Below are 12,742 nucleotides of genomic sequence, written 5' to 3' on the forward strand. Positions count from 1 at the left end.
TTAGTGCCATAGGGTTTGAAGTTCAGCGATAAAGAGGCAGCAAGTGCGGCAGAGAGTTCTGTTAGATTGGGGTCGCATTCCACGCTCAAGACGGGTCTAACACCAGCCATGACCATGCCAGCTTCTACACCACCGCCTCCAGCAAACAGTACAATAGCCGTTGGAGCATCATCCGGTAGGGTGGGAGCATGACCTAAATATTTGAGTACCTTTTGGCGTTTTTGACCGTCAGCGGTTTTATAAGTTTCGACCAGGTAACGGTAAGGTTGACCTTTAATAATTTTGGTTCGGATAAACATGAATAGAGTGCCTAACTCTAGGATTTTTTTAGGCATTCTATACGACAGATGCCGATTCAACTGAAACCTGATTCCAGCTCTTCGCGGGTATTTGAAGGTCGCGAAACCGAAATTCTGGTCACGGGACCCAAAAGAGGTGGTGGGATCTCTGGCTTAATTGGTGGAGGATGCCTGAAAATTGAATAGAAGACTCTAGCTATAAGTGTTTTGGACATTCTGAGACCTTTCTCCCTCAACACTAATAGCAGCAAGGATTTAATCGCTTTCCAACCGTAAAACTCCTTGGAATCGGGGTTTAAGTAGCAACGGAACAGAAACTCACGTTAAGCCTGAAATGCTTACAGAGTAAACGTTCTAGAAATCGCTTTTCAGTCTCAATGAGACGTACCAATTAGTCTTTAAGCTAATTGGTACAGAAATCTAGAACAGAATATCAGGGGTTTTAGGCTCCTAAATTTCGGTAGGTTTAATTGGTACACCCCTTAACGGGAGTTCTTGTTCCGTTGCTACTCAAACCCATTACCTGCGCTGAAGTTAACTCCTCCTGATTTTTATGTTCTCCGTAATGGCAGTCCTTGTCGATGTGCTAGCTCAAACTCTTCAGATTTGTATGAGCACTGATGAGCTGTGTGGGTGCGCTGACATGATCGGCAAGTTCTTCTGATAAAAGGACAAGCTCCTGCAATCGCTCTTGAGCCACGATAGATGCGGAGCGAGGCTCCCTAGGCAGGGGCACATGGCGTGACATGGCGAAGGCTGGTCCCGCAGTACGAAGACCATACCGTGCGCCTGCTGGCAGCAGGGTTAGCGCCTCCCCCAACGGCTTGATGACAGTACACATCATCTTGATGGCCATCCTGGAAAAGTCACGCAGTAGAGCAGCATCTTCTGTGCTGTTGTCGAAGACATACTGTAGCATTCGTAGCATCAGTCCGTAGAGTTCATCGAAGAGTTCTGCCACTTGCTTCGTGTACTCATCTTCAATTAAGTTGCCTTTTACCGCTCCATAACTTCCTCGGTAGCGAGAGATTGGATTCTTGATGGTATTGCGGGCAGGTTCAAATTCTTCCCCCCGGCACTGGCTTTCTTCCTGCTCAGACTGAAGTTCGCTCTGGATCTTTCTAAATATTCCGTAGTGGCAGTCAGTGCGGTCTGGCACCGTCCCCTCACCTTGCGAGGTAATCGCCTCAATAGCAGCTTCAGCAGATGCTCTGTCAACTACCTTGACGATATCGGGAAAATCAACTAAATCCTGATCAATCTGCCTCTCAGGCGCTCCAATAAACAACTGTTCCTCAGGGATTGACTGAAATCCTGATAAGATGAGGCGGTATAGCTCTCCTACTGTCCGATATTCGGGAGAGGGTGAATCTGTTTCGGCAAGACCAAGCTCTTTGGAGAATGCACGCTCTGGTGTCACCTCTGCTGGCCGCTCGTAATAAACAAACCGCTTAATGGCTTCAGGACCAAAGGGTTCGAGTTCCAGTGGGAGGTTGAGCGGGTAATACTTCGAGTTCTGCGGGAAGTTGGGACGCAGATAGTAAGGAGTACCACCAATGGCTGCCAGGAGGTTCCAGACCTGTGCCAAGTGCAGCATTTCTTCAGAAGCTACGAAGTAGATTTGAGCAGCCCACAAGCGCACCTTTTGGAGTTGCTGCCAGTTTAAGCCGCCCTCTGTCAAATCCTGCTTCAGGGTGAAAGCGGTGTAGAGGTAGGAGCAGGCAAGGGTATGCTCCAGCTCGCAGGCTTCAGAGAGAAGGCTCAGCAGCTCAGAGCGGGATGAAATGATTTTCTTGTCCGACATGGATCTACTCGTTATCGATGCAAAGTAACATCATTGCCTGCTGGTTCCGCCGCAAGCTGAAACTTGATCGCCTTTGCCGCACGCAAGGCCAAGGCAGCGACTGTAAGCGTGGGGTTAGCCGTTCCACAGGTCGGGAACACGCTAGCCCCCAGGATAAATAGGTTTGGGTGATCGTGAGCGCGGCATTCGGAATCCACCACAGATTGAGTGGAGTCGTTTCCCATCCGGCAAGTCCCCATGATGTGCCCTGCGCCTGAATAATCGTTTCGATCCTTTGGAATTCTGATCTCAGTTGCCTTCATAGCTGTGAAGATCGTCTCCATAACTTCCCAGGCACTCTCAAAGGCAGCTTTATTATATTCATCGACTTTGATATGGAGCTTTGGCCTTCGGATACCCAAACCATCCGTTTGGTCTGAGAGCGTTACCCGGTTCTCTGGGTTCGGGAGCATCTCGGTAGAGTAACTGATGCGGAATTGCCGCGTAACCCGTGCTGCAAGCCGCTCCTTGAGTTCGTTACCGAAGAGGTTTTCCTCACGCACGAGCTTCAACACAGTTGCATAGGGTGTTTCTACTCGACCCCAACCGTCGTTACCTATAGACATCCGGAAGGCGCTCCTGGTGCTGCGGAATGCGCCATCCCGAAAGTTATCAATACCTGAGGTTGTAGGCGGACCGCGAAACGGAAACAGTGGCTCCAGGGCTAGGGCTGCGCCTGCCCCTTGCAGGTGATCCATTAGGTTGCGCCCTACCTGGTCGCTGGAATTTGCAACGCCATTCGGTGTTCGCTTACACGCCGACATCAACAGCAGCTTGGCAGTCTCGATGGCGTGTGCAGCTATCACCACGATACGGCCTGAGACGGTATGCTCTTGACCATCCCAAGACTTGTAGATGACTCGGCGAATATGCCTGTCCTCATCTACCTCTAGACGTGTTACCACCGACTTCTCGCGAAGAATAGCCTTTGCCTGCTCAGCTTTGGCCAGATGGACTGTCGCATCGTATTTTGCCTGGATCGGGCATATAGGCACGCAGCTTGAATTTCCAGCGCAGGCAGGTCGATCATCATAGGGTTGGGAGTTGCGTGCTTGTGGAGTGCTGACCAGAGCCAGCGGAACGTCATCGAACTGCACTCCCACAAGTGCCTCTGCTACCTTTGTGTCACCGTAGCTCGACCATATCTTACTCATCGGGAAAGAACGGCTGCGATAGGCTCCCAAAAGCCCATTCCACTCGGCGTGATCTCCTGACACCCCAATGGCCTGTTCCGCCTCGCAGTACCAAGGTTCCAGTTCGTCATAGGTTATTGGCCAGTCAACTCCTACACCGTAGACAGACTTCATCCGGAAGTCGTTGGGAATCAGGCGGGGGACATTTCCCAGCCAATGCCAAGTTGAGCCACCGATGCGCCGCTGATAGGTACTCTTGAACAGGTCGGTACTTGTACTTTGCTCGTAGTAATCCTTCTCACTGTCCGGGCTGGGAGCCTTAATGTCACCGAATCTGCCTTTATAGGGCGATCCGGGTGTCTTTAATGATGCTCTGGCGTAGGCTCCGACCAACTCCACACGTTCGGGGCCTCGTTCACCAGCCTCAAGAATCAGAACCTTGAACTGTTCATTGGCTAGTTGCCAAGCAGTCAACGTACCGGCAACTCCTGATCCAATAATAATGACATCAAAGTCTTGTTCCATTTTGGCTCTCTAGCCTAGCGCTGTTTAGGAATGTAGTCTGGCGGATATTTCCAGTGGCCAAAGTAACCTCCCGACAGACCCGGTGGGTGGGCCTGGATTATAGACCACATGAGACTGCTGAAGTACCCTTCAGGAGATCCGAATCTCCATGTCTTGCCATCTGCTTCAGGAAATCCAGATGTGTACCAGAGGATGATAATCTGCTTGGCAAGCGGTCCAAGTGTACTATTCTCGATAATTTGCTTCCTAATCTTTCCTACAATATCGTCACCCTCAGACTGGATTTCGTAGAAGAGCTTTAGAAGGTTTTCCAACTGGTTTCCTACAGGTTCCTGCAAGACTCTCTGCATATACTGGTCTGCTAAGTTTCGATCCAACTTATGCTCACCTGTGAGGACTGAGGAGAGTGCGACGAAATCATCGAGCATGGATAAGCTCCTTCCCGTAAATACTGTCTAATGCAGCGGACTGAAGGTCGTCCACTGTGCATTTTATTGCGTTCTCGAACGCAATAAAATGCAGGACAGAAATGTAACATAAATTTCTGATTCAACGGATGACAGGCGTTTCCGGAAACTTCCAAAATTTGTGATGAATTAGCGAAGCCACGATAAGTTCAACTGTGATAGGGTCATCACACCCGATGGAACAGAAAATCGGGTTAAGCCTGTAATCTTTGTGTAGTTGTAGTTTTAGCGCTTTGTTTTTTTTGTTCATTTTGGGTGTCATTTAATTCTGCCCTAGGAAAACTGGTTTCTGTGCTCATGCGTTCTTTAAGAGAAATCTGTGAGATATCCGGAGAGGTGCAGCCTCAATTGGTAGATCAACTCAGTTATGAAGCCCAGAGGCACAAGGAAGTCAGCTATGGCATCAATGCATCAGGTACTCCAAGTCCAACAACGCTTTGGGGACGATCAAGACACGTTAGCTTCACTGGCACCGAATTTTCAAAAAGTTAATAATGGTCAAGCTGGTCCACCCGTTACCTTTCAGGTAGAAGCAGGTGGCAAGGACGCTTTTGCCCTCATCCAAGGATATGACCTTGATAAAGTTGGGCTTAAGGTTTTGCTAGATGGGCAAGTTGTAGGAACCCTCAGCCGGGGCAGCAATTCCGGTTGGTCCACGTTTATATTACCTCTGCCTGATTTGAACAAAGGCGAACACAAGCTCCAGTTCGTACCCGGTGATGCTCCTGATAACAGCCTAATCGCTACGGCGATTGTGCAATGGAGTCCCAGCGATGCACCGATCCAAAACCCCTTCCCCGATGATGCTGAAACCGTGGTGTTTCGAGGCTGGGTAAACCTAGATTTGCAACGTCAACTGGGGGGCAGTCCCGATGGCGATACCCTCTGGCTGCTCGATGCTGAGGTGGAGGAGGACATTCGAGGCATAGGAGCAGCTGTGCTTACTAACAAAAAAGTCAACAAAGAGCGCCAGCATGCGATGGGAGTAGTCAAACGCCTACCCATCCGCTTTCAAGGCATTGACACGCCCGAAATCCATGCCCTTGGGTCGCGTCAGAACTATGGCTTTCTTGCTCTGGCCAAGCTGGAGGAGATTGGAGGCAGGCGGTTTTTGGGCCAACGCACTGAGCTTGCTGTTCAGCTGCGCTGCTCAGTCCACAAAGATACCATCCTAGACCCTAATGACAGGGTTTTAGGCTACGTTACCCTGGATGGTCTAAACGTTAATGCTGAAATGGTGCGCTTGGGCTACGCCTTCCCTTTTCTATATGACAGCGTCAGTTTGGCCATGCAGCAGCGTCTACGCGAGTATGCCTCAGCCGCTAGCACGGCTGAGGCGGGTGTGTGGCGTGAATACGCCTCTATACCTGTGGAACCCTTGCCTGAAGTGAAGCAACCTTTCGCAGACTTCGGTCCAGTGAATTTCCCTACTTTCTGGCGACGCTGGGCTGAGTTTCGCAAGTCAGGAGGTCTAGGTGGTCCTCGCTTTGTTGAATGGTTGAAAGCTAATAAGGACAAGCGTCTAGCCGCAGCCCCACACGGTGCGAAGGTGTTTTCTGACCTGATCGATCCCTCGTCCAATCGTCTGTTGGTGAAGCCTTGGGAAATTGTTTTCGAGGAGTAGCGCTTCCAGACAAGTGGCTTGCCAGCATCACCCAACGATTAGCTGAATTGGTATTCATCACTGGGCAGCTAGTTCAGCCTACCTTGCAACAAGGGCAGAACATAGAAGTCCTGACAGCCGGGGTTGGGCAAGCCCTGGAAGAAATAACTACGCTTTGACTCGCTGCTGGTGACCGAAAGACGAGGCTTCCCATTAATGAGAAGCGATCCACCTGTAAATTTTCCTGCGGTATATCAATGTGACGGAGAAGGACAAGGAGATGGCAATCGCGACATTAAGCTTTAGATCGAGAGTAGGGCTGACAGGTTAACTTTTACAATTTTATGTTCTAATGAGTGCGAGAAATATTTGTTGTAGTTTTTGTTCAAGTCATATTTAGGGGTAAGACTAATTGGTACGTCTCATTGAGGCTGAAAGCGATTTCTAGAACGTTTACTCTGTAAGCATTTCAGCTTAACATGAGTTTCTGTTCCGTTGCTACTCAAACCCCGAATCTATATAGAGCCATAGGAATAATTAAGTATTGACAAGGGTTCAGATGTTTTTAGGTCATCAACCTTTTTTCTTTGTTCCGGGGGCTTTCAGCCCCTTTATTTAGCCAGAAAAGGTCTAAGTCCCAAAGTCCTACTAACGGGACTTAGACAAAAATGATAAAAAAAGGGCTTCAAACCTGGGCAGAGAAAGACTTTCAGCTTGAAAAAGTATAAATCCAGTATTCACAAGGGTTTCAGGCATTTTTGGGCCATCGACCTCTTTTTCTTGCTCAGAGAGGTTTTCAGCCCCTAAAGGGGCTAGAAAATGCCTAAGTCCTACTAAAACAGCACCGCTTCCCCTCTATCCCTTATCCGTGAGGATACCAGAGCCATTGAACGATACCTTGGATGGTGCCGTAAAACAGACCCGCCGTTCAATGGGGAGGAAGATTCGCAAGGAAGTCTTGGTATCGCTAGCCATAGAAGCGATGTTGCAACGTGTCGAGACCGCTGGGGGATGGAGAGAGATCGCATCCGAGGAGGAACTGCGGCAGCTGCTGGGGTTAGAGACTGAGTGACCCATCTGCCGCAGCCACCGATACTAAATATCCGAAGTGCAGGATATTTTCTTCTCAGGTGCAGGGAAACCAAAATTGGGAAAGTGGAATCGTTACATATTCTCTATCCACCAGTCATCTGCAAGTTCTGCGATCAATTCATATTCAGAAGTGATTTGAGCTGCATATTCATCACCCATCTTCTTGGAATGTCCAATCAGTGTTCCAAAGGACTCAGTAATATCTTTCCGACCAGGTTGGCGAATATGCTTTTCTGCAATATGCCTCAGAGCATGAGGGTTAATCCAGCGAGCTTCTCCGCATAAGCTTTGTGTTGCAATTGCAAAAGCCCGACGAACCGTTTCCCAGAAGGTGTCTACCTCAAAAGGCTTCCCAAAGGCTTCCGTTTCGTGCTTGCCGAACATAAAGAACAAACGGTTATTGGCTTCAAAATTACTCTTGGCAATTTTCCAAGCATTAATCCGTCGCTCAACTCCCGACCGTCGCCACTCTTGATACTGGATATATTCTTCTGGTGAAGTTTTCACGGTTTTTGGAAGAATTCCTTGTTGGGCAGCTTCTATCCTTTGATGAATGCGTTCTACCTTATCAAGCCTATAGTTCCAAAGTTTCATCCATCCCTCTGGTGTCTCAACTAATTCTTGAATCAGGGGTCGCCACTTGTACACCCACATATCTAAATCAGGGGTCAAGATAGCGGGCAATCGATAATGCCGAGGCTTGCTGTGAGAGGAGTGTTGGGTAGCGCGTTTGTGTTCCTCAAAGTAAGCTTCATAGTAGGGATTGCCCTCATCGTCCTCTCGACGGAATAGGGTTTCGTTAAGAGCCAATTTTCTAATTTCCTCCTGCCGAACGGGACAGTAAACCAGAATTTTGACAATTAAATAAGTTTGCCAGGAACGGGCAACTGCTGAAGTTTGGCGTTTCCTCAAATATTTACTGAGTTCTCCTGTCTGTGGATCGCAATGACCCGTATGCGGAGCGCATAACTCCCTCAGGTATTGAACTACTTGTTGGGCTTCTGGATGGGTTAACTTTTTGCTGGAGCCTTTTTCTGCCTCAAGCTGTTCTTTCTCCTTGGCATACTCTTGAGCGTACTCATTTCGCAAGTCTTGTAAATCTAAAATCAGTGGAATATCCGACCAATTGCGGCGAGTCGATTTGTCGTAGTTTAACCACTTAGCGATCGCAATCGCTGTTTTAGCCATACTTACACCTGTGGAATGACAAACTCCTCGTGTTTCAATTGCCCAATATGTATATTTGTCCAGTAGGTCTACATCAGTCAGTCGCTCTAAATTGAGTTCAGAGTTAGGATACTCTTGGGCGTACCAGCCTAAGAATGCTAGTATCTTGTCCTCATCATTTTTAAATGTTGATGGCTGGATAGCGTCTATTTTGGGTCTACGGGCTTCTCTATCTTCTCTAGACTGTTTTGGATTGGATGCAGTTCGGCGTATACTTCTGCCTCCGGTTAGGCGAAACTCTTTGAACTCTGCAACTTGCTTAAGAATATGACTGGGCAGATTGTCTTTAGATAAGCCGTAGGGTGAATGTCGTTCTCTAGTTTTTGGTAATTCAGGACTCTTTTCTCGAAACGGAGAAACTGTTGCAACCGGATCGGGAAATAGACAATGCCACCAAGCCTGCTTCTCTAGCCACTGTATGAATTGCCGAAGAGTGGAACGATAGTTTCTCCCAGTACTTCGAGATGTTCTTCCTTTCTCAACAGCTTTTTCAAATTGTCGGTCGAAAATATCTAAGGCTCCGTTGAGTTGGGCAACGGGTAGTCGCTCGCAAAAGGAAGCAAATTCCTCGACCTTCAAATTTTGTGCAACCGGGTCTAATTCCGGAAAGACGTATTGCCTTAGGGCAATGCTCAGGTATTTATCAAAGTTAATGCCAACGTTCTTGGCATCGATAGAGGTTTCCCAGAGTTTTAGGGCACGACCGAGAGTGTATTGTTCCATGTTCATGTAAGGGTAATAAATAATCTAACGGACTTGAATTCTCGAAAAAAGCCCTAAGCTGATGCGCCTACCGAACAACGCGAGCTACTCAGTAACTAGAACAATAGTACTATGAGTATGCACTCATACGTTTTTTGTATGAGTGCATACTCTAAAAAAAGTTACTTTAACCTTTCTGCAAAGGGTATTTTATCGAGATTCTCGAAGCAAGCTTCGAGAATCTTCACCGTGGGATTGTGGTTAAAAGCTAGAAAATTATGGTATAAATGTACTAATTTTAGGTGGATTTATGTATGAAAAGCTACTCGCTTAGTCATGTACTAAATTTATGGCGTAAGTCCAAGGAAGCAAAACTTGTTGCCAATGATTTTGAGAAATACCTCAGCATCGCTTTGAGGTTTTATGTCATTCCTGAACTAGATCCTCTTTCTCAAATTTTAAAAACTAAGCAGTTTGCTGCATACTGCGATGAATTCCCATCTGCCAAACTTAAAGACGCTTTAGAAATCTTCAATCAGCAGACCTTAATCGCGATAGAGAACGGGCAAATTTCTGAAGGTACCAGAGATAATTACCGTTCGACTCTCAAGCGATTTTTGGAGTGGATGGAGAGACAAGTTTGGTGGCGCGAGTTATTTCCAGTTCCAGTTACAAGAGAGGATGTTGCTCCTTTTCGAGTATCCCTAGAGCCAAAACCGACGCGGGGAAAGCTGGCATCCTATGGATTGACGTGGAGTCAATTGCCACCAAATGTAGTCCAGGAGATGCAGGCATTTAAGGAGTTTCGGTTAACGGGAGGTCAGAACCTACGCCGCACTGCGAGTTCTCTCCGGGAACGTCGGGAATTTGAAAGAGTTCGCAAGCCCAAAGTCGATCCGGTTAAACCATCTACGTTCCAACATGATGAACAAGCCGTACTCCGGTTTCTGGGCTGGTATGCCCAAGAGAACCCTGATTTTGAACTGAGCTTGGAGCTGTTAACGGATGTAAATCTGCTTGATGACTACACTTACTGGGCTACACAAACTCGTGGAGTCAGTCATTCAACGGGTGAACAAATGGTTGGCACAGGAATTGCGATCGCTAAGTGGCTCAATTACAACAATTCACAGCGGCGTAATTGGTCAGATATTCCGATTGTTCTCCAACTACAGGACTTACAAAGCGAATATTCAGAGATTTATCAGAAAGAAAAGCAGAGACTTACACAGGAGAAATGGGAGCAGAAGCAGCTAACCCATGAGGAAGCTCGACAGGTTGTTCAATACGTCCAAAGCCTGTGCGCTCCAAATTATGGAAAACATCATCAACAAACCGGAGAGTTTCTCAGTCACGGGACTCGACCAAAATCCGCAGTTGCTAGAGCTTGGCAGACTTACCTAATTCTGAAGCTTTTGGTTTACTGCCCCGTTCGTCAAGAGGAGGTGAGAAATTTAAAATTTGGAGAAACTTTGTTTCGCAAACAAGATGGCCAGGGGATTCCCTATTATGTGGTGAAACTCCAGGAGCATAAACTCTCTTCGAGAACCCACAAACCTCGTGAATATAAGCTACCGGCAATTCTGACCGAAGACCTTGATTTGTGGGTATACAAGTGGCGGTCTCTGATTGCCGAGTCGGTAAAGACTTTGCCAGGATGGACAGAGTTTTGGGGCTATGGTGCTGACAAAGTAGAACGAATTCGGGCCAGAGTGGAAGCGGCTCGACAAGGAATTGTCGCTGAAAAGGTAAAAGCTCCGATTGATAAATACATCCAGCAACAAGAAATAAGGCTACAAGGAGCGGAAAATCGTATAGCTGCTTGGAAAGTAGCGAAGACAAACTTCGAGAGCCATAATTACTTATTTTTCATTACTGGTAAGCGAGACCCGAATAGTTTCGGCAAGCCTCATTATGTTGCTAGCATCTGGCGCATGGTCAATCGAGCGATCGCGACGGCAACACTCGCTTTATTCGGAGAAGCCCGATGGACGAATCCTCACGCTTTGCGGCATATTGCAGAGAAACATATCCGGCAAATCGGGAAATCAAATATTGCCCATCAATTCGGAACTTTGCTTGGACACTCAAAGGAAATGGGTGATCAGTATGCGGCTCAAATTACATCAGATTACGAGGTAATAGAAAACATCGTAGACGGCTGGTGGGAGTAACAACCGTAACAAGGATTAAATAAAGTTGTAAGTTTTGAACAGTTGATGGTTGCTACGGAATGTAAGCTAATCCTCCCCACACAATTGATTCAGGTACCAGTAGGGCTTGCACGTCGTCATTTTATAGTCAAAAAAGTGGTTGATAAGTTTTAAACTCAATCAACTTGCTTGCACAACTTCGTTGCCACCAGCTCTCCAGCGGCCTGCGATCGCATTCGATCGGAATTCGATCGGGGCGATCGAACGGGAAAAGTCATACTGGTTGAGGCGTTGGATAATGTATTCGATCAATGTGATCGCTCCCCCTCCCTCGCCTATGAGCTTGATAGTGATGATTCTCTCTCAGTGAATTTATCTGTCCAACCCCCTGTTTCCGATCGAACCAATCGAAAAACAGATGAAACCCTAGTAGGAGAATACACAGAGGCATTCGATCAAAGCGATCGAATGCGATCAAAGCGATCAAACAATCAGACGGAAGAAGTACAAAACCCCCAAGGCGCTACTCCCACGTCTTTGAATACTAAACCCACCTCACCTATCGAGTTCCGAGTAAGTAATCGCGTTTTTTGGAAGAACTGCCTTTCCTATTGCGAAGAGTTAGCCCCGTTTGAAATTACCGCTATTGATGGCGATTACGCCAAGCTTGACTTGATTAACAAGCCGGTGCTAATTGCAGAGCTAACGTTAGCGACTTAGCGCTCTACTCGTCACCTCTACCCCGACGCCTAATGCTCTGAAAGCGGCTTTCAGCAGGGTTTCTTAGGATATGCGTACCCGTCAAGCCGTAACGCTTAGTTAGACATTACACATAAAATTCCCGCGCTGCCTGTAATCTCTAGTTAGGAGTTACACCTTGACTTCAGAATCAAAAGGAAAATTAGAAATTCTTAAAGCAGCGGCAGATATCTCAGATTGGGGGTACGGTCGTTGGGCTTACGAACAGTGGGAAATCTCAACGAACAGTATTGGGACGGAAGTTTAGAACCCGGTGGTATATTTTGGGGATTTACAGCCCACGGACAATCGCTTGGCTCTTATGAATCCTGGCGCAATGCCATTACCTTGCACAAAGCTCTTGTTGAACCAGCTTCTAATGCCTGGGGACGCGGTAAATTACTGGGTAAGAAATTCGCGGCGGATGTGTTGCTCCACGAGATGATCCACCAAGCTCTTTTTCAACAAGGAAAGGTCTGCCCGGAATCCCACAACTGCGAGGCTTGGTGCGATGAGATTAATCGCTTCATTCCCTTGATGGGCATAGAAAGCAGTTTGATTGCCCGACCTGTGAAGCAGCGCCGAATCAAAGTTGAGTCAGTAGGGGTAGACGGCAAGCTTACCACGAAGTCTAAAGTGACGTGGGAGCCACGACCGGGGTTTATGTCTCGTTCGACGATCGCTAATTTTCCCCACTCGTTGCGATCGCACTCTTACTATGAAAAACCAGCCGTGCAGTTAGGCAAAAAATCTGGGTTGTTGGTAGATAGCGATGCCGCAACTGAGCGTAACGTTTAGTTACGCGTTACAGTTAACGAGCCAGTGCGAGGTTGAGTCGAGGGTCAATATATATATTTGGTGAAAGACTTACCTTGGTTTACTGTAACGTCTAACTATAAGTTACGGTAAACCAACGCCTTTTCACAACATAGCTGCTCTGATAGTGCAGGTTCATGAAAA

At 47.4% G+C, this 12,742-nt stretch carries 10 protein-coding genes and 1 pseudogene; 6 read left to right on the forward strand and 5 right to left on the reverse strand.

Annotated elements, in window-relative coordinates; all coding sequences use genetic code 11:
- From NDI33_RS21035 to NDI33_RS21050, 4 genes and pseudogenes are all read right to left on the reverse strand, one after another.
- Nucleotides 1-299: pseudogene (locus NDI33_RS21035) on the reverse strand (hypothetical protein); the annotation flags it as partial.
- A 586-nt stretch (nt 300-885) separates the two neighbouring features.
- A complete protein-coding gene (locus tag NDI33_RS21040) occupies nt 886-2,103 on the reverse strand; it encodes a ferritin-like domain-containing protein (RefSeq protein WP_190675728.1) in 1,218 nt (405 codons plus the stop codon).
- 11 nt (nt 2,104-2,114) lie between these two features.
- Nucleotides 2,115-3,800 (reverse strand): GMC family oxidoreductase, encoded by a 1,686-nt coding sequence (locus NDI33_RS21045; protein WP_190675806.1) that lies wholly within the window; start codon nt 3,798-3,800, stop codon nt 2,115-2,117.
- A 14-nt stretch (nt 3,801-3,814) separates the two neighbouring features.
- Entirely contained in the window at nt 3,815-4,228 is a 414-nt protein-coding gene (locus NDI33_RS21050) for a sugar dehydrogenase complex small subunit (RefSeq protein WP_190675730.1), read from the reverse strand.
- A gap of 436 nt (nt 4,229-4,664) precedes the next feature.
- On the opposite strand from NDI33_RS21050, the gene NDI33_RS21055 reads away from it, so the two are divergent.
- From NDI33_RS21055 to NDI33_RS21065, 3 genes are all read left to right on the forward strand, one after another.
- Nucleotides 4,665-5,891, forward strand: coding sequence for a thermonuclease family protein (locus NDI33_RS21055; protein WP_190675732.1), 1,227 nt, complete (start codon nt 4,665-4,667; stop codon nt 5,889-5,891).
- Complete coding sequence (locus tag NDI33_RS21060; protein ID WP_190675734.1) at nt 5,867-6,049, forward strand: hypothetical protein; 183 nt, start codon at nt 5,867-5,869, stop codon at nt 6,047-6,049. Before NDI33_RS21055 ends, NDI33_RS21060 begins: the two co-directional genes overlap by 25 nt.
- 707 nt (nt 6,050-6,756) lie before the next feature.
- Nucleotides 6,757-6,942 carry a hypothetical protein gene (locus NDI33_RS21065; RefSeq protein WP_190675735.1) on the forward strand — a complete coding sequence of 62 codons (186 nt, stop codon included), beginning with the start codon at nt 6,757-6,759 and terminating at the stop codon, nt 6,940-6,942.
- A gap of 92 nt (nt 6,943-7,034) precedes the next feature.
- Here the strand turns inward: NDI33_RS21065 and NDI33_RS21070 are convergent, their stop codons facing one another.
- The gene (locus NDI33_RS21070) at nt 7,035-8,912 is read right to left on the reverse strand and encodes a hypothetical protein (RefSeq protein ID WP_190675737.1); all 1,878 of its coding nucleotides are present in this window, start codon (nt 8,910-8,912) and stop codon (nt 7,035-7,037) included.
- A gap of 293 nt (nt 8,913-9,205) precedes the next feature.
- On the opposite strand from NDI33_RS21070, the gene NDI33_RS21075 reads away from it, so the two are divergent.
- The 3 genes from NDI33_RS21075 (at nt 9,206) to NDI33_RS21085 (ending at nt 12,580) form a co-directional block, all read left to right on the forward strand.
- Nucleotides 9,206-11,065 carry a hypothetical protein gene (locus tag NDI33_RS21075; protein ID WP_190675739.1) on the forward strand — a complete coding sequence of 620 codons (1,860 nt, stop codon included), beginning with the start codon at nt 9,206-9,208 and terminating at the stop codon, nt 11,063-11,065.
- A gap of 168 nt (nt 11,066-11,233) precedes the next feature.
- The gene (locus NDI33_RS21080; protein WP_190675741.1) at nt 11,234-11,764 is read left to right on the forward strand and encodes a hypothetical protein; all 531 of its coding nucleotides are present in this window, start codon (nt 11,234-11,236) and stop codon (nt 11,762-11,764) included.
- A gap of 231 nt (nt 11,765-11,995) precedes the next feature.
- Nucleotides 11,996-12,580: a hypothetical protein gene (locus NDI33_RS21085; protein ID WP_348245663.1), complete on the forward strand. Its 585-nt coding sequence runs from the start codon at nt 11,996-11,998 to the stop codon at nt 12,578-12,580.
- The last annotated feature ends 162 nt before the right edge of the window (nt 12,581-12,742 follow it).

This window comes from Trichocoleus sp. DQ-A1 (assembly GCF_039961955.1).
In the GTDB taxonomy this organism is placed as follows: domain Bacteria; phylum Cyanobacteriota; class Cyanobacteriia; order Cyanobacteriales; family FACHB-T130; genus FACHB-T130.